Below are 18,527 nucleotides of genomic sequence, written 5' to 3'. Positions count from 1 at the left end.
ATGTGTCTTCGACGAGAACGAATAAGCGCGTCTTCCGCGATCTAGCTTGCGTCGTGGAAGATCACGCCTAGCATGTGGCGCCGCCCGGAGCGTAGGCGGCTCACGCCATGCCGCATGTTCACGCGATACGGCCCGCGCGATCCCTGCACCGGCCGCTGGTGTACAGCGAAGAACGCCGCGTCGCCTTGCGCGAGCGGTACGACTTCGGCGCGCGATTGCATGCGCGGACGCTGTTCCGTCATCACGAATTCGCCGCCGGTGAAGTCTTGTTCGGGCGCAGAAAGTAGAACTGCCATCTGGATCGGAAAAACGTGTTCGCCGTACAGATCCTGATGCAGACAGTTGTAGTCGCCGGGAACGTAGCGTAGGAGAAGCGGCGTCGGCCGCGTCTGTCCGGCGTAATGACAACGCTCGATGAATTCTCCATGCACCGGTGGAAAGCGCGTTTCGATCCCCATTACCTCGTGCCATTTATTCGCAATGGGCGCGAGATGCGGATACACCGTGCTGCGCACCGTTTGCAGCGTCTCGGGCAACGGATACGCGAAGTATTTGTATTCGCCGCGCCCGAACGAGTAACGTTCCATCACGATACGGCTGCGAAAGATCGCGTCGTCGTCGTACAGCGCGGCGAGCGTCACGCACTCTTCACGCGAAAAAAGGCCCGGCGCAATGGCCGAGCCTTGGGAATCGAGTTGATGCTCGATATCCGTCCAGTCGAGTGCATCGACGCGCGCGCCGATGTCTCTCTCAAGCACCTTCATCTGCAGTTCTCCGGATTGGCGTGATTGCCGCACAGTGTGCGTCCTGAACCGCGCTCACGCACTCCGGGAATTGCTGCGCAATTCAATGCGCGGTCGCGACTTCGGTGATGCGGTTCTGCAAGGCTTCCTTACGCGCTTCGATCTTCTTGCCGAGCGCGATGAGATCGACACTCTTCGTCTTGCGGATTTCCGGAAACAGCTCGGTTTCTTCTTCTTCCACGTGATGCTTGACGTTCTCCGACAGTACCTTGAACGTCGCGTCGAAACCCTCATCGCCGGCCTTGATCTGCGAAAACTTTTCGATCAGCGTCTTGACCAGAAAGTGTTCGACGTAGGCTTCGTCGACATCGATTTTCTCGTCCGTGCCGAGTGCGGTGCGGGCGGCGGGATAAAGCAACTCTTCCTCGACGATCGAATGGATCGACAACAACTCGCACGCGCGCTGAACCAGTGTGGTCTTGCGTTCGAGATCGTCTTTTTCGGCGCGTTCGAATGCGTCGAATAGCTGCTCGACAGCGCGATGGTCGGCTTCGAGAATAGCAAGTGCGTCTTGCGGATGCTGTGCTTGCGCGGCGGTCATATCGTTTCTCCTGTGGGGACGGGGCGAAACCTTTGGGGCGTCTGTTGCGCCTTGGGGGTGCCTTCGGGTCGCTTTTAGTTGCCTCTGGGCAGGTTGTCTAGAGCAAACCCGGTGCCCGCGCTTGGATCGGGCAAAGATAAGGTTGGCATGGCTTTAAGCGGATAGGAGCGCGTCATGCCGGCTCGCGTGTTGCGCGAACAAAACCGGAGCGCGGAGCGACTTGAATGAACGTCCGCTTCAACGCCGCATCATGCCGACGACGAAAGCGCCGGCAGGTCCCGCTCGCGCATGACATTGACCCGCCACCACGCCGGCAACAGACGCCGAACTTCCGAGCGCGCGAAGCGGTCGTCGATAAGGTAGAGCACGCCACGGTCTTGTGGCCCGCGAATTACGCGTCCGGCCGCCTGCACGACCTTCTGCAAGCCCGGAAAAAGATAAGCGTAGTCATAGCCGGCGCCGAAAGCGTCCTGCATCCGCACTTTCATCTGCTCATTGACAGGATTGAGTTGCGGCAGACCGAGCGTCGCGACGAAGGCGCCAATGAGCCGCGTGCCCGGCAGATCGATCGCCTCGCCAAATGCGCCTCCCAGCACCGCGAAACCGACGCCGCGTCCATCCGGAACGAAGCGCGCGAGAAAGTCGTGCTGCGCGGCTTCGCTCATCGCGCGTGACTGCTGCCAACTCGGAATTCCGGGATGACGTACCGCGAATTCCGCCGCGACTTGCGCCAGATATTCGAAGCTGCTGAAAAAGCTCAGATAGTTGCCTTCCGCGCGACCGTACTGCGCCGCGATCATGTCGGCGATGCGCGCAACGGATTGCAGGCGGTCGCGATAGCGCGTCGAGACATCGGCGATGGCGCGCACATCGAGTTGATCCGCTGAGAACGGCGACTCCACGTCGATGAACGCGCTCGTTTCCGGCAAGCCGAGCGTGTCGGCGTAGAAGTGCGTGGGCGTGAGCGTCGCGGAAAACAACGCGACGCTGTGGGCGCTCGCGAAACGCCCGGCGAGATGCGGCGCGGGAATCACGTTGCGCAGGCACAGCACGACATTGCGCTTCTTCGCCGACACGTGGCCAGCAAGCGAGATATCGAAGATCGAATGCGAACCGAAGCGCTCCGCGATGCGCGTGAAGTGCACGGCATCGAAATAAAAGCGCATGGTGTCGGGCGAGAAGAGGTCGGCTTGCTCGCCGAGCATTTCCGTCATCAGCGAAACCGCCTGGCCGAGCGCGGTCAGCAACTGGGCGGGCGGTTCGGCGAGCGGTGCGTAGTCGATGCCCGCGGTTTCCTGTTCGCGGCTCGTGTCGCTGAAGGCTCGGGCGACGCGCGCAAGCGTTTTTTTCAGAAGCGGCGGCGCGGCGCGGCGCATTGCATCGAACGAGGCGCGATCGAGCGATGCAGAATACATGCCGCGCGCCCGATCGATCAGGTTGTGCGCTTCATCCACAAGGACCGACACGCGCCAGCGGTTCGTTTCAGCTAGGGCGAAAAGCATTGCGCTGGTGTCGAAGTAATAGTTGTAGTCACCGACGATGACATCGGCCCAGCGCGAGAGCTCCTGGCTCAGATAGTACGGACAGACTTCGTGGTGTCGCGCGACTTCGGCTGTCGACGCGCGGTCCAGGCGTGCACGCGCGAGGGCATCGGCGCGCGCGGCGGGAAGGCGGTCGTAGAAGCCGCGCGCGAGCGGACATGAATCGCCGTGACACGCGCGGTCGGGATATTCGCAGGCTTTGTCGCGGGCGACGAGTTCGATTACACGTAAGGGAAAGGGCGCGGCGATCGCTTTGGCTTTTGCCGTTGCCGCGTCCGCTGGCGCCGCTGTTTTTTCCGCCGCCCCGACGATCGTTCCGAGCGCATCGAGCGCAAGTTGCCGCCCCGCGCTTTTCGCCGTGAGAAAGTAGATCTTGTCCAACTGCTGCTTCGGCCAAGCCTTGAGCAGCGGAAACAACGTGCCGACCGTCTTGCCGATACCCGTCGGCGCCTGCGCGAGCAAACATCGGCTCGATGCGGCCGCGCGATAGACCGCCTCGGCAAGGGCCCGCTGCCCAGGCCGAAACTCCGTGTGCGGAAACACCAGCGCGGTAAGCGACGCCTCGCGCGCCGCACGGTGCCGCATCTCCTGTTCGGCCCAGGCGATAAACCGCGTGCATTGATCCTCGAAATGCGCCTTTAGCGCCAGCGCGGTTTGCGTCTCCACGAGCACGCTTTCAGTCTGTTCGACGATATCGAAATAAACGAGCGCGACTTCGATCTCATCGAGACCAAGCTTCTTGCACATGAAATGCGCATACACGCGCGCCTGCGCCCAATGCAGATGTCGATGATTCTGCGGCATCGATTCCAGCTTGCCGCGATACGTTTTGACTTCTTCCAGCCGATTGCGCACCGGATCGAAACCATCCGCGCGGCCGCGCACGCGCAACGGACCGAAGTCTTCGGCGAGCGAAATTTCCTTGAGATAACCAGCGGGCCGCCGGCTTGCGACCGTCACATGTCCCGCGATGCCTTCCTGCGCGCTTGGCGCTGGCGTGAAGCGCAAATCGAGATCGCCCTGTTTCGCCGTGAATTCGCAAAGCGCGCGCACAGCGACGGTGTAAGCAGGATCGCCGCACTCCGGATTGGCGGCCGAGTCGGAGGCTGTATGCATGTACAGTAGTCTAGCATCGCCGTCATTCGCCGCAACAAATGCGTTGATGCCTTTAACGCATGTAATGTCGTGGCGATTGGCGTTTCGCTAGAATGAACGACATCTCAATATTGCCGCGCGCGACCGAAACAATGCATGCAATCGACACATCCGCAATCAAAGGCTGGCACGCGCATATTTATTTCGATGCCGCGAGCCGCGACGCGGCCTGGGCAATTCGGGAGGTCATCTCGACGCACTTTGCGGCGGAACTTGAAACCGGCAAGCTTATGTTGGGACGCTTTCATGAACGTCCGGTTGGACCGCACCCGATGTGGTCGTTTCAACTCGGCTTCGGTCGCGAAGATCTCGTGCCGATTTTCGAATGGCTCACCTTGAATCACGGCGCGCTCGATGTTTTCATGCATCCGAATACCGAGGACGAATTGCGCGATCATCGCGATTCCGCGGTGTGGATTGGCCGATCGCATGAATTGCGGCTGGAAGGCTGGAAATAAATGAAAAAAGGGCGGAGTGGTCCGCCCTTTCTCGTTGCTTGAAAACGCTCAAGTCTTTTTGACGCTCGTTCCCTTCGACGACACAACCCGCACTGCGCCCTGCGTCGCCACGCTCGCATCGGTTTCTGCCGCTTCCACCACCTGACGCGCGGACTTTCTCGCCGCTTCGTAAGCCGAATTTGCAGATTCCGTCGCGGCGTCAATAGCCGACTTCCACGCATTCACCACCGCTTCGCTGCCGGCTGGCGCGCTGCTCGCAAGCGTGCTGACAAGCGCCTGCGCGTTGCGCTGCGACTTCTCCAACTGGTCCTGCGCCGCTTCCACATAAACGCCGCGCACGCCTGCCGCGATTTCGTGGAAGCTCTGCCAGTAAGCCGCGACGCGTTGAGCGCTGGCCTGCGATTGCTGGCTTTGCAAAGCAAAGAACTCTTTCGGATCGCGTACGGAAAACACACGAGCAACGAAGTTCTGATGTTCATCCAGCGCCGTCTTGAACGTGCGCGTGTTCAGGTCGATTAGTTTCTCGAAACCTTCCACGGCTCGTGTAGCGAGACCGAAGCTGGCGTCGAATCCTGCTTTCTGTGACGCGATGAGGTTTTCAGGCGCAAGACTGCTCATGCTGGACTCCATTGGACATTGCGTTTTGAAAGACGATCGATTTGTGCGGTGCAGCGAACGCTCTATTGTAGGGATAGCGCGAGGCGTGTCAATTGACTTTTTTTATTAACCGATGGCGATTTGAATTCGTATCCGAAGAAAGTCAAGTTTCAATCGCGTCTGATTATCTCGCCGATTTTGAACTAGGCGGATAATACGAACGAACCAGTTAATCGCGGGAAAACAAGAAACGAACGGGCGTGCTTAAGATATCTCCCGTATGCCTGCTCAAGGTAAACCACGAGTAACAACCCGCGCATAACGTTGTTTCCCCTACTTGACGCTCTGAGGCTATCTTGAAAAAATCTCGCACTGCAACAAACGGCGTCCGCGCGTGAACATCGAAAGGACTTTTTCCTGTCACCGTCGCGTCACCGTGATTATCTAGCATGCGAACTTGCGCTAAAGAGCCGGCGCTGAACGGCAGTAGTTATAAATCGAGAGAACGGACAGAAAATGGGGCGACATTCCCAAACCATCGGACACCTTGAACGTAGTCACGAAGATAACGCTCTGCGCCGCGCCATTGCCGCGCGGCTCGACCGGGCGATGCAGAAAGCCAACGTCAGTTCCGCCAAGGCCGCGGACTGGCTCGACGTAACCGAGCACGACGTGCATTTCTGGCGGCGCGGCATCACGGTGCCGCCGCTGCATGCGTTCAACCGTATTGCCAGGCAACTGGACATCGACGTGCACTGGCTTTGCACAGGCCAGGCGCAGCAAACACAGCAAGCGCAAGTCGCGGGCTAAGCGTTTAGGGCGTCGAATCCGGCAACACTGCCGGTTTGCGCCCATGCATGAGCACGGTTCCAATACCGCTCGCGGCGATCACGCACATGCCGATAGCCATCCATCGGTCAGGCACCTGACCGAATAACACCCAGCTGAAAAAGGCCGCGAAAGCAAGTTGGGAATAGGAAAAGGGCGTCAGCACCGACAGTGCCGCGCGCCTGAGCGCCTGCAACATCAAAAGCTGGCCGATGGTCGCCATCGTTGCCATGAGCGCCACGAGCAGCCAGCTTTTCCATTCCACGAGCGCCAGTTCCGGCAGCATTTGCGACTGATCCATCCACATCAACGTGCACAGCACGATGGTTGCGACGAGCGCCGTCAGAAAGTTGGTGGTGACGGCGTCATCGACGCGCGACAGATGGCTCGATACCACCTGAAAGCACGCAAACGTCGTGGCCGCACCGATCGGAAAGACAACGGTCCACGTGAATTGGCTGCCACCCGGCCGCACCACCAGCAACATGCCGATGAACCCGAGCACGACCATCGCCCATTTGCTGCGCGGGACATGGTCCTTGAGCACGAGTGCGGCGAGCAGGGTGGAGATAAGCGGCGCGAGCATCGCAAGGGATGTCGTCACGGGAAGCGGGAGATGCCGCAAGCCAGCGAAAATACACGCCGAGTTGGTGAGCAGCAGTAAAGCGCGAACGACCTGCAGCTTCAGGCTGTCGGTGCGAAAGAGCTTGAGCGTGCCGAGCCGCGCTTGCCACACGCCGAGCACGACCATCTGGAATAGATAGCGCACCCAAAGAAGCGCCAGTATGGGAACCGCCGTGCCGATGACCTTGACGGTGGAATCGCTCGCGGCGAAGGTAGCGGTCGTCAAGACCATGATCGCGATGCCTGCTACCGTGTTATCGGTATCAATGCGGAAACGCGCTTTGCCCTCAATGGTTGCCATGGGTGTCCGTTGTTCGCCTGATCGCGGCGCGCCTCGAAAAAGGCTGCGCTTCGTCGAGCGGTCTCTTATGGATGACGGCGTTTTAAGCCGTTGCTTCCATTTTGCGGACGTCGACCGCTCGTGGCAAGCCGACAGTAATCTTCTTTTCCGTCGTGTTGTGCTCAGGTCACGGCGCGTCGACAAATGAACTAGACGGTTCGAACAAAGCACGCGCGCACTTTTTCGGGACGCGAAGGCGCTCGGTGCGCGTCGCCATCGTTTCTCAAAAGTCTCGCCGATATGTCTCGAAATCGAATCTGGTCCGTCTATAAACCCATCCAGCAAAGTTCAAGAAAGCGAACCGCTGAATTTCGGCAATCTCGAATTGTCCGGTCGCCGCGTCTCTTATTCTGAGGGTGAAGCTTTATTGAGTTAGCTCCGAAAAAAATGGATGGCGTTTTTGAGAATTAGATTAGATCAATCCTAGCTCTGCCTGCTTATTATTCTCTCAACGCCACGCACCTTGAACGACGCAAGCAGCAACTTGTCAATGGCCGCGTCAAGCGTCAGACATTCATTATTCGTTTCCCGGAGTTTCTTCATGCAGAAAGCTATTTCCCTCAGCGCCGCACTCTTCTCGATGATGGTCGCCCTTGCGTCGATGAACGCCAACGCCGCCGACGGCACGATCACCATCAACGGCGCGGTGTCGGATACGACCTGCTCGATCAATGGCACGGCTGCCGGTTCGTCGGCAAACGTGACGGCTACGTTGCCGACCGTTTCCGCAAGCGCGCTTGCGTCGGCTGGCGCCACGGCGGGCGTTTCCAAGCTCGGCGACATCCAGTTGCAATTGACCGGCTGCACGGGCTCGGCTACCAAGGCAGTGGCGCACTTCGAGAACGGTTCCACCGTTGACCAAAGCAGCGGCAATCTGATCAATCAGGCGCTGACGCAGCCGGCGACCAACGTGCAAGTGCGTCTCTTGAACTCGCAAATGCAGCCGATCAACATCCTCACCAACGCCAATAACGATGTCGCGGTCAACGGCGCATCGATCTCGGCCGGCGCGGGCAATCTCAACTACTTCGCGCAGTACTATGCGACGGGTCAGGCTCAGCCGGGCGCGGTCAACACGATGGTCCAGTACTCCATTCAGTATCAGTAAAGCCATCGATGCAGGGTCCGGGCGCGCGCCACGTTTTGATTCGGCAAGCGTCCGGTTGCAGTGAATGACATCAACCGTCGAGTGATGGCCGCAATGAAATCGATGAAACGATCGCTCGCCATGGCAGGTCTCCTTGCCGCGATGGTCGCGGGCTCCGCGCACGCCAGTGTGACAATCGGCGCGACGCGCGTGGTGTATCCGCTCGATCAGCGTGAAGTCACCGTGAAGCTGAACAACGACAGCTCGCACCCGGCGCTCGTGCAGGTCTGGATGGATAGCGGCAACGCCGACACCAAGCCCGCCGACAGCAAGACGCCCTTCGTGATCACGCCACCCATCTTTCGGATGGATGCGGGCAAGTCGCAGACATTGCGCGTCATGTATGGCGGCGAAGCGTTGCCGCAGGATCGCGAGTCGGTGTTCTGGCTCAACGTGCTCGACGTGCCGCCCAAGGCGGAGGTGAAAGCCGATGTCAACACGCTGCAACTGGCGTATCGCACGCGCATCAAGATGTTCGTGCGCCCGGCGAAGCTGTCCGGCAAGCCCGAGGATTCACCGCGCATGCTCAAGTGGAAAGTGGTGCCCGCGCGGCAAGGCGGTGGCGACGCGCTCTCCATTACGAATCCGAGCGCATATCACGTTTCGTTCAGCGAGATCGGCGTGACGTCGAACGGACGCACCTTCAAGAACGAAACCGGCGGCATGGTTCCGCCGCGTGGCGATGCAGTCATCCCCGTGCCGAAGATGAGCGACGTGCATGGCGGCAAGGTCCATTACATCGCCATCAGCGATTACGGCGGCGCCATCGAAGGCGATGCCGAACTCGCGCCTTGATCGGAAGCCCATTCGGGCAGACCTCCAGCGACCTATCGCAACGTCTCGAAATTAACAGCGCGCATCTTGTTCGATGCGCGCTTTTTTTTTGTTTACATGGTGTTTCGCGTCTCAAAAATAGAACTCGTCCTAGCTACTTTCATCTCGTTAATTCGTAGCATCGGTGGATCGGCAAATGTCTCGCGCCTCATGCACCAGGCTATCTCCATGCAATCGTCGCAATCATGTCAGCAGCGGATTTCCAACGGCTTTACAGCATCTTCGTTCGTGCTGCGACCGGTTGCGGCGATCGTGTTATGCGCCTTTGGCATGGCCGCCTGGATGCATCCGGTAAGCGCTCTCGCGAACGAACCGAAGAAGGCAGCCGAATTCGATACGACCTTCCTGCAAATGGATTCGACAAGCGGCGTCGACGTCGCGCGTTTCTCGCGCGGTAACGTGGTATCGCCGGGCGCGTATGCAGTCGACATCGTGGTCAACGGCAACCGTGTCGCGCGCGAGGACGTGCGCTTCAATGCCTCGCATGTTGGCGAAAACGCGACGCCCTGCCTCACGCGCAAGATGCTCGAAGTCTATGGTCTGGACTTCACAAAGCTCGCAGCCGATCATGCCGCCGACACTGCATCGGCCGATGCGAATGCATGCGTCGAGCTGACCTCGCTCGTACCCGATGCCTCCGTCAGCTTCGACTTCGCCGAGCAGACGCTGACGTTGTCGATCCCGCAAAAGTATCTGCGCAACGCGGCTCGCGGCTATGTGTCGCCCGAGTTGTGGGACAACGGCGTGAACGCCGGCTTCCTCAGCTACAACGCCAATGCGTACCGCAGCGACAGCGGCGGCATGCACGCCACGCAGGAATATCTCGGCCTCAACGCGGGCGTGAACATCGGCGGATGGCACTTTCGGCATCAATCGTCGATCACGTCCGGCACAGGCCAGGCGACCCAGTTCGACGACATCGCGACCTATGTCCAGCACGACGTGCCGAAGTTCAAGGCGCAAGCGACGCTCGGCGACGCGCAGACCACCGGCGAGGTGTTCGACAGCATCGCGTTTCGCGGCGCGCAGATCGCCACCGACGACCGCATGTTGCCTGAATCGCTGCGCGGCTATGCGCCTGTGGTGCGCGGCACGGCGGAATCGAATGCACGCGTGACGGTGCGTCAGAACGGCCAGGTGATCTATGAGACGAGCGTGTCGCCGGGACCGTTCGAGATTCGCGATCTGTACGCCACCGGTTATGGCGGCAATCTGGACGTCACCGTTACCGAGGCCGATGGCCGCGCGAAACATTTCGAAGTGCCGTACGCATCGGTGGCACAGTCGCTGCGCGCGGGCACGACGCGCTTCGCCGTCACGGCCGGCCAGTTGCGCGATGAGTCGTTGCACACGAAACCGGGCTTTGCGCAATTCACGTTGCAACGCGGGCTGACCAATCAGGTCACGCTGTACGGCGGCGCGATTGCATCGGAAGGCTATGTCGCGGCTAATTTCGGCGCCGCGCTCAACACGAAGTTCGGCGCTTTCGCGACCGACATCACTTCCGCGCGCACGCAAGTCCCGGGCGCTTCCATGCAGAAAGGGCGCAGTCTGCACGTGGGCTACAACAAGTTTATCGATCCGACCGGCACCAACTTCACTTTTGGCGCGTATCGCTACTCGGACTCGGGCTATCTCAATCTGAGCGATGCCGCCCGCGTCCGCGACGAAGCCATGTTCGGCGGCACGCCCACCGATCGGAACCGCGGCCGCCTGCAGGTGAGCATCAATCAGTGGATGGGCGATTTCAAGGAAGACATTACCATTTATAAACAACGAATTGGGCAGTGTTTATGTCTTCCTCCTGTTCCGCAAATATGCGCCTGTTCCGCAATTTGACTTATCGGGTAGGCGTCACCAGCTTGCCTTTGCGGTGACGGACATACCGCCGCGTCATCTGTTCGTCGGCATGTCCGAGCTGATCCTTCGCCGCTGCCATGCCCGCGTGTTCTTCCTTATCCGTGCCCGCCTTGGCCCGCAAATCCCTGAACTGGAAGGCCGCGATGGAGGTCGCCAGCTCGTATTGCTCTTGGTCGCGCGCCTTCTTCGCTGCGGTCTTGCGCGCCTGAGTGAACCGATCGTTGAGCGCTGCTACGCTTAGGGCCTCTCCTCGCTCGCTGCATACCAGCGCCAGCGATTGTACTTTGCCGCCCGCCGTGCGGCTGTCCTTCAAACGGTTAATCAGATCCGCAAGCTGACCCTGCACTGCGATACGCAGGCGCTGACCGGTCTTGTTCTGTTCGAGCCAGATTGCGCCGTCATGCACATCCGCACGCGTGAGCTTGAGCACGTCGGCGGGACGCTGACCGCTCAGATAGGCGAGCTCCATTGCATTTCGGGTCGGGTCGTCTGCCTCATTCCATACCGCCTGATAGGTCTGGTCATCGACGTAGGTATCCCGTCCTGCTTCGCGGTACCCGCGCACGCCCGCGCACGGATTTGCCTTGGCGGTCAGGCCACGCTCCCGTGCAAAATTCCATATGTGCGAGAACAACGCTTTCTCTCGGTTCGCAGCCACTTGCCCCTCCTTGCCAGTTACCGGCAGCCCTTTTGCTTTCTGCCGGCGAACGGCATCCTGCACGCGCCAGTCAAGATACTGGCGGACGTGGATGGGTTCAATGTTATCGAGCGGCGCGGGCGGCTTATCGAAGAATTCGTAAAGTTTCGCCAGTTCCTTTAGGTTGTTGCATTGGGTGCCTCGTGCTTTATGCGGCAGCACTTCGCGCTGGTAATGCTCGGCGGCGTAGCGAAACGTGATGAGTTCGGCGTGCCGTGGGCGAGCATTGACCGTTAGCTCGGCCCACTTTTTCACGGCCAACACATAGTCGGAACCTAGCGGGATTTCGCGGCGCGGTTTGCCGCCCATGTCGAGGTAGTAATAGGTCCCCGATGGGCGGTGGCGCGCCCGCATGCCAGCGGGCAAATTAGTATTGCGGCTCGGTTTGCGTCCCATACTTACACGTGTGCTTTGTTAATCACACCGCGCATGCTTTGCGGCGACGTTTTCGCGTGATCCGGCATCACGGCGGTTTCTGCATGTTCGTGGCCGCGAGCACCATGCCCCAGCAGTTGCTGAGCGCTGTTTGGCAAAGTGCTTTGCTTTGCCGGGGCACACACGCATGAGACCGCTTTCAGGTCTATGCCCAAATGCTTGGCAAATTGCTCGTAGACGAAGCCCGGATCAAGACCCACCAGTTCGGCGTAGAGGGGCATGCCGCCGCTTGTCCAGAACCGGATCGAGGGCTTTTTCATGAACTCACCCGCCGGGATGGGTCTTGCGTTGCCCGAAGCTTGGCTTCGCAGGAACTTTTTCCACTCCGCCTGCGCGTCTGCGGCGGCCTGCCTGAGCACCGCGATAATCAGGCGCGCTTCCGGTATCACACGATCTGGAATGTTTCGTGTGAGCATTTTTGCAAACAGAGCCGGTGTCGCCACGAGCGCTTCGCGCGATTCGGCGAATAGCACCGGGGCATTGATGATTTCGTTTTTAGGTTTCATTGCTCAGTCTCCACCCTTAGGCCGCAACGAGGCTCAGGCCATGGCCGTCCGGCAGCAATGCTTTGCCGAGGAAGTCGACGATGCGTCGATAAAGACGCTCGTAGCCGGGGCGCTGAGCGTCCTTGAGCACGTGATCGATCCATGGCCCCTTGCCAGCCGCTTTCGCGACCAACACGCGGTATTCGGGCAGCGATTCGTCCGCGCGCTTGGGGCGCACTCCGAGGCGCGCGCCTTCGGCACAGACGGCCGCTTCGCCGCCAAGCCACCACGCGGCGGAACCCGACTCCATGCGTGGGCCACCTGTCCCATACCCCTTGGCCAGTACCTCGTCGATAAAGCGCGACAGAAAGCCCGCGTTCACTGCGCGGCTATCACGATCACGCTCACGGGCAGCGACGGCCCGGCGATGCGCCTCACGAAGCTGATCGGCCGTGACGCCGCGGGTGACCCAGGCGAGCACGTGTGTGCGATCCCGGTGTCCGTTGAGCAGGCATGGCTTGCCGCGCGCGGTCTCCAGTGCGGCCAGCTGCGCCGCGAGTTCGCGCTCGGGGCAGTGCTCGTCTTCCGATGCGGCAGCAGCAGCGAAGTTATCCACAGGCAAGCTCACGCGCGCTGCTGCTGTAGTCTCTGAAGTAATCTCTGCTGTAGTCTTTACACCGTTAACGGAATGATCATCAGCATGTCCGCGGGCAACACTTTGATCGTTTCGCGGACGATGATTTGAGCAGTTCGCGAACTGCAGATTGTTCATTTCCCGAAATGCACTTTCTTCATTTCGGGGATTAGGGTTTTCGCAATCGCTCGGCTCCTCGATCTGATTGGCATCACCGTTCTCAATCAGCCGTCCGAGTGCTTCTTCATCAATGCGGAAGTAGATACGGTGCTCCAGCCGTTTCTCGGTTTCAATCAACACGCCCGCCTTCTTCAACGCATGACGCGCAGCCCGCTGCTCCGAGTAGGACAGACCCGTTTCGGCATGTAGCTCGTCAGATCTCTTGTGCACACCGCGCCCGTCTGTCACCCGGCTCTGCCAGTAGCGAAGCTGGCAAAGTAAAAGGGCTGCTTTTACCCCGCCCACAAGCCCGGCCAGACGCGGGTAATACGCGACCGGCCGGCCAATGTCGTTCAGTGCGTCAATGGTCGGCTTGGCGGGCGAGTGATCCGCCCGCGAGCGTTCAGTCACTCGATAAAGTTGTGTTCTCATGAGACCTCCTGTGAGGAGTGCTCACCATCATGAAAACGACGAGAACGCTCAATCTTGAGACGATTCGTCAAGCGCTGCCGCAAATAGAGGTTCGCATCCGCAGCTACCCCCGCAATACATGCGATCAGCTCGATCTCATCGGCAACGTGGAAGAGCAAAACGGGCTCACCCTTGCCTTGCAGCGCTTCGGTACGAAGGTGCTTGTTCTCCAATCGATTATCAGCGCTCACCAACATGCCGACGCCCGCTATAAGCGTCGACAGTGATTCAGCCATATAAGCGACAGTATTCGCGGAGTCCGCGAAATATTGCAGTTCACTGTCCGACGCATGGGCCGGATCAAACCGCTCAAATAAGAACTCGATTAGGCCTGCCGCCGGCGCGTGCGAATGAACCTTCGTTTGATTGGTTTTAGCCATGGCGCACCTCCGCCCGGGCGATGTCCACCAGCAGACGCAACGCGTCACCGGCGATGTCGAGCGCTGCTACATCAGTGGGTGCGAGCGCAGCGTTACGCAAGGCGCCATTGATGATATCGATGTAAAAGATGGGAACGAGCAGGGAGTTTTGCTCGGGACGAGCGGGGGCGATTGCGCCCTGATGTAGGTGCGTCATGGTGTTCTCCGCAAACGGTTTTTTACCGTCCACACCCGGTTCCAAGCAGGGTGGACGACCGAAACGGGAGTTGGAACTACCAGAGCGGCACTGGCGAGCCTTTCGGCTCCTCCCGCCCGGTCGCCCATAGAGGACACACCAAGCGCAAAAAAGCCGTCTTGCTTGCACATGACGGCTTTCGCCGCCGCATTCAGGGTTCCAATCCCGGTCGCTGTTGTTTGCAGCGACATTGGCAGGATAGAACAACCGTGAATAGATTGCAAATTGAGGTGCAATTATCTTGCTCCAAGCACGCTGGGCGACCAGCCAAGGGCCACAGTCGGGGCCGTCGTTGCATAGGAAGAGCAAAACGGGCTCACCCTTGCCTTGCAGCGCTTCGGTGTAAGGGCGCTTGCGCTCCAGTCCGCTATCGCCGCTTACCAACATACTGATGCCCGCCGTAAGAGTCGCCAGCGATTCAGCCATGTCAGCGACCGTGCATCCAAACTCGGCAAGATATCGCAGCTCACTGTCCGACGCATGGGCCGGATCAAACCGCTCAGATAAGAACTCGATCAGGCCTGCCGCCGGCGCGTGCGAATGCACCTTCGTTTGATTAGATTTAGCCATGGCGCACCTCCGCTCGGGCGATGTCCACCAGCAGACGCAACGCGTCACCGGCGATGTCGAGCGCTGCTACATCACTGGGTGCGAGCGCAGCGTTACGCAAAGCGCCATTGATGATATCGATGTAAAAGATGGGAGCGAGCAGGGAGTTTTGCTCGGGACGAGCGGGGATATTGGCACGCATGGTGGCCTCCTCAATCGGGTTCAGAACCCGGCTCCCAACGTCAATTGGGGTGGCCGGGCACAGGGTGGGATTGACGTACCGGCGATTGAGGAACCGGTGAGCCCGAAGGCTCCCCCACCCAGGCCCGACCATTGAAGGCGCAACAAGGCACAACGGGTGCACGGACAAAAAAACCGCCCAAGAGCGGGCGGCTGTCCACCTCAATCCAAACCGGACGTCAATCCAGTGCCGCTGCGAGACAGCGACGTCCGTAGCATAAAACAACGGGGAGCGGATTGCAAATTTGGGACACATTTATCTTGCTCCAAGCACGCTGGGCGACCATCCGGAGGCCATGGTCGGGGCCGTCGGTGCATATCGACCTTCGATGGCTGCACGCGCGACACCTGCTGCCGACGCGTGCGGACGAACCATCTTTTCGGTGGTGTTAGACATGGCGCACCTCCGCACGGGCGATGTCCACTAACTGACGCAGCGCTTCGCCGGTGATGTCTAGCGCGTCCAGATCGGATGCGGCCAAGGTCGCGTCGCGCAAGGCGTGTTGAGCGCGCTGAATGATGTCGATGTAGACGAGGGGGACGACGGGGTAGATTTGCTCGGAACGAGCAGGGGCGATTGCGCCCTGGTGAAAGTGCGTCATGGTGTTTGTCTCAAGAGCGGTTTTACCGCCCATCCGATGCGAATCGGGTGGGCGACCACGAAACGGAAGTTCGCATTACCGGTGAGACGCCGGCGAGCCTTTCGGCTCCATCCGCCCGGGTCGCCCATAGAGGACACACCAAGCGCAAAAAAGCCGTCTTGCTTGCACATGACGGCTGTTGCCGTCTCACACGGGATGCGACTCCCGGTCGCTGTTGTTTGCAGCGACACGGCTAGCATAAAACAACCACGGGCGGATTGCAAACTGGGCACTTTCACCTCACGCCAAGCACGCTGGGCGACCATCCGAGGGCCGTATTCGGGGTCGACGGTGCATATCGGCCTTCGATGGCTGCGCGAGCAACAATCGCGCGACCAGTGGCATTCACAAAAAACGGAACGCCCATCGCGCGCAAGGCCTTAATTTGGGCCGTGCGGGTCTTGCGCCCGGTCAGGCGCGCTACATCGTCGTCGGCCAGGAAGAGGTCGTAGCTGTTCATTGGGGCTGTTCAGCAATGAGGTTGGGCATGTGTTGCGCAAAAGTTCCGCATAGGGAGCCAATCATGCTTCGCGAGCGTAGTAATCGATGCTGTAGTCGAATGTGATGAAAAATCGCTTTACGTCTGTCGAACCCGGTGCTCGCACCAAGACTGTTCGTTCATGCGGACCTCCACCACTGTCGCTGTCTGCCTTGCCCGCATATTCCCGAGCGGCTTCTTCCGCGTCGATTTCGCGAATCGTCTGCCAGTCTTGGTCATCGCAATCTTCGGCGTCGCAAACCTCCCAGAGAGGAGGGCATGTATGCCCAAAAGATGACAAGAACCCATCGCAGATAGGGCAGTAGCTCATGCTTTCTCTCCGGTTGCCTTGATCCGTTTGAACTTGACGACCCAGACCCAAGGGTTTGAATTCCAACCGGCACCGCGCCGGTGATTTTCGCTGTCCCACAGCTTTGCGTATGCGAGCTGTGGCGTCTCTTCCGGCTTCCAAGACCCAGGCCTTCCGAAGATGCCTGCGCCTTCGCCTGGGCCTAGCATGTAGCGTTTGCTTCCGTCCGAGTGCCAAGGCACGATGCCTTCTGCGATTGCATCATCGTCGCTAATCTCTTGCACACGCTCAACACGCACGCCGGTGATTTCGAGCGTGATGCGAGACGCCCAACGCGGCATACAAGTAGATGACTGCCACCGGCAGACGAGCTCGTCGTCCATGTTGATGAATTCAGGCGGCGAGCCGTCATCAGCAGCGTAATGGCAATACTTCGGGTCCTTAAAGTCGTCGGGACATTCGAGATACGCCTCCCAGTTTTCCGAATCGAACAAGGGGCCTTGCCACGTCTCGCGCACCCACAGGCGGTCGCCAGGCCGACCGTAGGGGCACATGAGGGTGTCGGCTGTGCGCGTATGCCAAATTGCCCCTTGTTCGGGGATAGCCTGACCGTCCTTCGTGCAGCCACCATTCCGGCCGCCGATGGTTGTCGGCTCCCACTGTCCGAGCGAGTTGGCATGCGGCAACTTCACGACGCGCCGCGTCTGCGTCTTGCGTCCGTCAAGGATGGCGCGCACCATCGGCGCGCTGAATGCGAGCGGGCGTTCTTTAATCGTTCTCACTAGATCACCAGGCGTCATTATTCGTTAAGGCTGTGCATCGACCACTTCAACATGCCTGCGGAGCTCGTTGAGCGAGCATCGAAGTCTGTCGACAGATATCCGTGGACGCTGTGCGGCGGACGTAGCAGCATCCAAAGCCTCCTTCCAACAGCGAACTGTAATCACCCCCCCCTGAGCGATATGAGCCGGGATTTGGCTTGCCAAATAGTGAATTTCGGCCCGAGCCTCGCACTTCAGGGCCTCGCGCTTCGCTTTCAGGGCTTCAACTTTTGCTGCCTTTTTTGCAGTGCGTTGCTCACTTGTCATCGCCTTGCGCGGCATGATCGCATCCTCGGCTTCCTAATAAGTACAACTACATGCGAAGAGGCCAACGCGACGTAAAACGAATAAAGCGGCGGCCCTACCAAATCGTGATGTGTGATTACACCTTGATGAAGCGGTGATTATCGTCGAGGGTGTATAGCGTGTTCGGCTCCAAATCCTCCTCGCCGATGTAACCGATCTTCATTCGGTATCGCATCTCATAGAAGTCCCAGTACCAGATGCTGATCTGTCCTTTCTCGCCAGCGCTTGCCTTTCCGCTGAATCCCACCATAGCCGTCCCATGATTGCCGGCTCGTGCAGTTCCGCCATCACCCGCAATGGCTGTCCCGCGAACACCTGCGGTGGATTCCCCACGAAAGCCCGTTGTCGCCGTTCCGCCATATCCCACAGTTGCAACTCCTCGATATCCCGCCATGGCTGTGCCGCAGTTTCCTGCTAAAGCGAAGCCCAAGGCGCCAACAAATACAGCACGGTGATCGCCGACCGCGCGATGGGCGCCGATCACAGGAAGCTCACGGGCGCATGGATCGTTATCGAGCAAGTAGTCAGCAGCGCCCTTGCTCGTGCCGACGAAAACCACCTTGCCGCGCGGAAACTTGCAGAAGCCATCCAACTCGATAATGTCGTCCGTATCCACCTCGATGACGAGCCAATTTGCTGTCGGTTCGATGTAGCCGCCGATCGCATGATCTCCATGGCCATGAAGCCATCCGTGCAGACCCGAGCCACAACGATGCGTCGGTTGCCAATCGGGCGCTTCAACCATCGCGCCTGCCCACGGCCATTTGAAGCCATTCCCAGATGACATGTCTTCTCGGCAGGCGCGCAGAACCAGTGATTTGCTCTTGCGGTGCTCCTGCGGCGGAATCGGTCTGAATACAAAACCGACGCGGGCGCTGGGTCGCTTCAAAATTTGTGGCGCAGGGAAGAGTGCTTCGATCATATTTCCTCCGTTAGTACAACTACTGATGAAAATCGA

General features: G+C 59.4%; 22 protein-coding genes. 5 read left to right on the top strand and 17 right to left on the bottom strand.

Annotation, left to right across the window (positions count from 1 at the left end):
• Positions 1-41: 41 nt before the first annotated feature.
• From P9292_RS11140 to P9292_RS11130, 3 genes are all read right to left on the bottom strand, one after another.
• Positions 42-764, bottom strand: coding sequence for a 2OG-Fe(II) oxygenase (locus tag P9292_RS11140; RefSeq protein WP_309958872.1), 723 nt, complete (start codon positions 762-764; stop codon positions 42-44).
• An 82-nt stretch (positions 765-846) separates the two neighbouring features.
• The gene (locus tag P9292_RS11135; protein WP_250493533.1) at positions 847-1,344 is read right to left on the bottom strand and encodes a hemerythrin domain-containing protein; all 498 of its coding nucleotides are present in this window, start codon (positions 1,342-1,344) and stop codon (positions 847-849) included.
• Between the two features lie 248 nt (positions 1,345-1,592).
• Complete coding sequence (locus P9292_RS11130; protein WP_309958871.1) at positions 1,593-4,001, bottom strand: ATP-dependent DNA helicase; 2,409 nt, start codon at positions 3,999-4,001, stop codon at positions 1,593-1,595.
• A gap of 131 nt (positions 4,002-4,132) precedes the next feature.
• Between P9292_RS11130 and P9292_RS11125 the strand changes: the two genes are divergently transcribed.
• The gene (locus P9292_RS11125) at positions 4,133-4,498 is read left to right on the top strand and encodes a DOPA 4,5-dioxygenase family protein (RefSeq protein ID WP_309963973.1); all 366 of its coding nucleotides are present in this window, start codon (positions 4,133-4,135) and stop codon (positions 4,496-4,498) included.
• 48 nt (positions 4,499-4,546) lie between these two features.
• Here P9292_RS11125 and phaP read toward each other — a convergent pair whose 3' ends face one another.
• Entirely contained in the window at positions 4,547-5,116 is a 570-nt protein-coding gene (gene phaP, locus P9292_RS11120; RefSeq protein WP_250510160.1) for a TIGR01841 family phasin, read from the bottom strand.
• Positions 5,117-5,611: 495 nt separating this feature from the next.
• Here phaP and P9292_RS11115 point away from each other — a divergent pair, with 495 nt between their 5' ends.
• On the top strand, positions 5,612-5,905 hold the full coding sequence (locus P9292_RS11115) for a helix-turn-helix domain-containing protein (RefSeq protein WP_309958870.1): 294 nt from the start codon (positions 5,612-5,614) through the stop codon (positions 5,903-5,905).
• Between the two features lie 4 nt (positions 5,906-5,909).
• On the opposite strand, the gene P9292_RS11110 is transcribed toward P9292_RS11115, so the two are convergent.
• Positions 5,910-6,848 (bottom strand): DMT family transporter, encoded by a 939-nt coding sequence (locus P9292_RS11110; protein ID WP_309958869.1) that lies wholly within the window; start codon positions 6,846-6,848, stop codon positions 5,910-5,912.
• Between the two features lie 580 nt (positions 6,849-7,428).
• Here P9292_RS11110 and P9292_RS11105 point away from each other — a divergent pair.
• The 3 genes from P9292_RS11105 (at position 7,429) to P9292_RS11095 (ending at position 10,707) form a co-directional block, all read left to right on the top strand.
• Entirely contained in the window at positions 7,429-7,995 is a 567-nt protein-coding gene (locus P9292_RS11105; RefSeq protein ID WP_250493527.1) for a fimbrial protein, read from the top strand.
• 120 nt (positions 7,996-8,115) lie between these two features.
• The gene (locus P9292_RS11100; protein ID WP_244829436.1) at positions 8,116-8,829 is read left to right on the top strand and encodes a molecular chaperone; all 714 of its coding nucleotides are present in this window, start codon (positions 8,116-8,118) and stop codon (positions 8,827-8,829) included.
• Between the two features lie 207 nt (positions 8,830-9,036).
• Positions 9,037-10,707 carry a fimbria/pilus outer membrane usher protein gene (locus tag P9292_RS11095; protein ID WP_309958868.1) on the top strand — a complete coding sequence of 557 codons (1,671 nt, stop codon included), beginning with the start codon at positions 9,037-9,039 and terminating at the stop codon, positions 10,705-10,707.
• A 1-nt stretch (position 10,708) separates the two neighbouring features.
• Here P9292_RS11095 and P9292_RS11090 read toward each other — a convergent pair whose 3' ends face one another.
• The 12 genes from P9292_RS11090 to P9292_RS11035 all read right to left on the bottom strand — a co-directional run bounded on the left by P9292_RS11090 (position 10,709) and on the right by P9292_RS11035 (position 18,491).
• On the bottom strand, positions 10,709-11,821 hold the full coding sequence (locus tag P9292_RS11090) for a tyrosine-type recombinase/integrase (protein ID WP_309958867.1): 1,113 nt from the start codon (positions 11,819-11,821) through the stop codon (positions 10,709-10,711).
• 2 nt (positions 11,822-11,823) lie between these two features.
• The gene (locus P9292_RS11085) at positions 11,824-12,366 is read right to left on the bottom strand and encodes a hypothetical protein (protein ID WP_309958866.1); all 543 of its coding nucleotides are present in this window, start codon (positions 12,364-12,366) and stop codon (positions 11,824-11,826) included.
• 16 nt (positions 12,367-12,382) lie between these two features.
• A complete protein-coding gene (locus P9292_RS11080; RefSeq protein WP_309958865.1) occupies positions 12,383-13,570 on the bottom strand; it encodes a hypothetical protein in 1,188 nt (395 codons plus the stop codon).
• Entirely contained in the window at positions 13,567-13,989 is a 423-nt protein-coding gene (locus P9292_RS11075; protein ID WP_309958864.1) for a hypothetical protein, read from the bottom strand. Before P9292_RS11075 ends, P9292_RS11080 begins: the two co-directional genes overlap by 4 nt.
• Positions 13,982-14,794, bottom strand: coding sequence for a hypothetical protein (locus tag P9292_RS11070; RefSeq protein WP_309958863.1), 813 nt, complete (start codon positions 14,792-14,794; stop codon positions 13,982-13,984). Before P9292_RS11070 ends, P9292_RS11075 begins: the two co-directional genes overlap by 8 nt.
• On the bottom strand, positions 14,787-14,975 hold the full coding sequence (locus P9292_RS11065) for a hypothetical protein (protein WP_309958862.1): 189 nt from the start codon (positions 14,973-14,975) through the stop codon (positions 14,787-14,789). The genes P9292_RS11070 and P9292_RS11065 overlap by 8 nt, the downstream gene beginning before the upstream one ends.
• A 427-nt stretch (positions 14,976-15,402) precedes the next feature.
• Positions 15,403-15,615 (bottom strand): hypothetical protein, encoded by a 213-nt coding sequence (locus P9292_RS11060; RefSeq protein ID WP_309958861.1) that lies wholly within the window; start codon positions 15,613-15,615, stop codon positions 15,403-15,405.
• 274 nt (positions 15,616-15,889) lie between these two features.
• Positions 15,890-16,114, bottom strand: a complete 225-nt coding sequence (locus P9292_RS11055; protein ID WP_309958860.1) for a DUF4224 domain-containing protein — start codon at positions 16,112-16,114, stop codon at positions 15,890-15,892.
• 61 nt (positions 16,115-16,175) lie between these two features.
• Positions 16,176-16,463, bottom strand: a complete 288-nt coding sequence (locus P9292_RS11050) for a hypothetical protein (RefSeq protein WP_309958859.1) — start codon at positions 16,461-16,463, stop codon at positions 16,176-16,178.
• Positions 16,460-17,224, bottom strand: coding sequence for a hypothetical protein (locus P9292_RS11045; RefSeq protein ID WP_309958858.1), 765 nt, complete (start codon positions 17,222-17,224; stop codon positions 16,460-16,462). The genes P9292_RS11050 and P9292_RS11045 overlap by 4 nt, the downstream gene beginning before the upstream one ends.
• A 24-nt stretch (positions 17,225-17,248) precedes the next feature.
• Positions 17,249-17,545, bottom strand: a complete 297-nt coding sequence (locus P9292_RS11040) for a hypothetical protein (protein WP_309958857.1) — start codon at positions 17,543-17,545, stop codon at positions 17,249-17,251.
• Positions 17,546-17,645: 100 nt separating this feature from the next.
• Positions 17,646-18,491, bottom strand: coding sequence for a hypothetical protein (locus tag P9292_RS11035; RefSeq protein WP_309958856.1), 846 nt, complete (start codon positions 18,489-18,491; stop codon positions 17,646-17,648).
• Between the last annotated feature and the right edge of the window lie 36 nt (positions 18,492-18,527).

It is taken from the genome of Caballeronia sp. LZ001 (genome assembly GCF_031450875.1).
Lineage (GTDB): Bacteria > Pseudomonadota > Gammaproteobacteria > Burkholderiales > Burkholderiaceae > Caballeronia.
Note: the sequence above shows the minus strand (reverse complement) of the source record. Positions and strands in the feature narration are given on the sequence as shown.

What these genes read in the sequence shown, in the direction of transcription:
- P9292_RS11095 (WP_309958868.1), top strand. Translation starts at nt 9,037, where the DNA reads ATGCAATCGTCGCAATCATGTCAGCAGCGGATTTCCAACGGCTTTACA.
- P9292_RS11105 (WP_250493527.1), top strand. Translation starts at nt 7,429, where the DNA reads ATGCAGAAAGCTATTTCCCTCAGCGCCGCACTCTTCTCGATGATGGTC.
- P9292_RS11115 (WP_309958870.1), top strand. Translation starts at nt 5,612, where the DNA reads ATGGGGCGACATTCCCAAACCATCGGACACCTTGAACGTAGTCACGAA.
- P9292_RS11070 (WP_309958863.1), bottom strand. Translation starts at nt 14,794, where the DNA reads ATGGCTAAATCTAATCAAACGAAGGTGCATTCGCACGCGCCGGCGGCA.
- P9292_RS11035 (WP_309958856.1), bottom strand. Translation starts at nt 18,491, where the DNA reads ATGATCGAAGCACTCTTCCCTGCGCCACAAATTTTGAAGCGACCCAGC.
- P9292_RS11100 (WP_244829436.1), top strand. Translation starts at nt 8,116, where the DNA reads ATGGCAGGTCTCCTTGCCGCGATGGTCGCGGGCTCCGCGCACGCCAGT.
- P9292_RS11135 (WP_250493533.1), bottom strand. Translation starts at nt 1,344, where the DNA reads ATGACCGCCGCGCAAGCACAGCATCCGCAAGACGCACTTGCTATTCTC.
- P9292_RS11055 (WP_309958860.1), bottom strand. Translation starts at nt 16,114, where the DNA reads ATGAACAGCTACGACCTCTTCCTGGCCGACGACGATGTAGCGCGCCTG.
- phaP (WP_250510160.1), bottom strand. Translation starts at nt 5,116, where the DNA reads ATGAGCAGTCTTGCGCCTGAAAACCTCATCGCGTCACAGAAAGCAGGA.
- P9292_RS11085 (WP_309958866.1), bottom strand. Translation starts at nt 12,366, where the DNA reads ATGAAACCTAAAAACGAAATCATCAATGCCCCGGTGCTATTCGCCGAA.
- P9292_RS11140 (WP_309958872.1), bottom strand. Translation starts at nt 764, where the DNA reads ATGAAGGTGCTTGAGAGAGACATCGGCGCGCGCGTCGATGCACTCGAC.
- P9292_RS11040 (WP_309958857.1), bottom strand. Translation starts at nt 17,545, where the DNA reads ATGCCGCGCAAGGCGATGACAAGTGAGCAACGCACTGCAAAAAAGGCA.
- P9292_RS11130 (WP_309958871.1), bottom strand. Translation starts at nt 4,001, where the DNA reads ATGCATACAGCCTCCGACTCGGCCGCCAATCCGGAGTGCGGCGATCCT.
- P9292_RS11075 (WP_309958864.1), bottom strand. Translation starts at nt 13,989, where the DNA reads ATGGCTAAAACCAATCAAACGAAGGTTCATTCGCACGCGCCGGCGGCA.
- P9292_RS11090 (WP_309958867.1), bottom strand. Translation starts at nt 11,821, where the DNA reads ATGGGACGCAAACCGAGCCGCAATACTAATTTGCCCGCTGGCATGCGG.
- P9292_RS11065 (WP_309958862.1), bottom strand. Translation starts at nt 14,975, where the DNA reads ATGCGTGCCAATATCCCCGCTCGTCCCGAGCAAAACTCCCTGCTCGCT.
- P9292_RS11125 (WP_309963973.1), top strand. Translation starts at nt 4,133, where the DNA reads ATGCATGCAATCGACACATCCGCAATCAAAGGCTGGCACGCGCATATT.
- P9292_RS11050 (WP_309958859.1), bottom strand. Translation starts at nt 16,463, where the DNA reads ATGAGCTACTGCCCTATCTGCGATGGGTTCTTGTCATCTTTTGGGCAT.
- P9292_RS11080 (WP_309958865.1), bottom strand. Translation starts at nt 13,570, where the DNA reads ATGAGAACACAACTTTATCGAGTGACTGAACGCTCGCGGGCGGATCAC.
- P9292_RS11060 (WP_309958861.1), bottom strand. Translation starts at nt 15,615, where the DNA reads ATGACGCACTTTCACCAGGGCGCAATCGCCCCTGCTCGTTCCGAGCAA.
- P9292_RS11110 (WP_309958869.1), bottom strand. Translation starts at nt 6,848, where the DNA reads ATGGCAACCATTGAGGGCAAAGCGCGTTTCCGCATTGATACCGATAAC.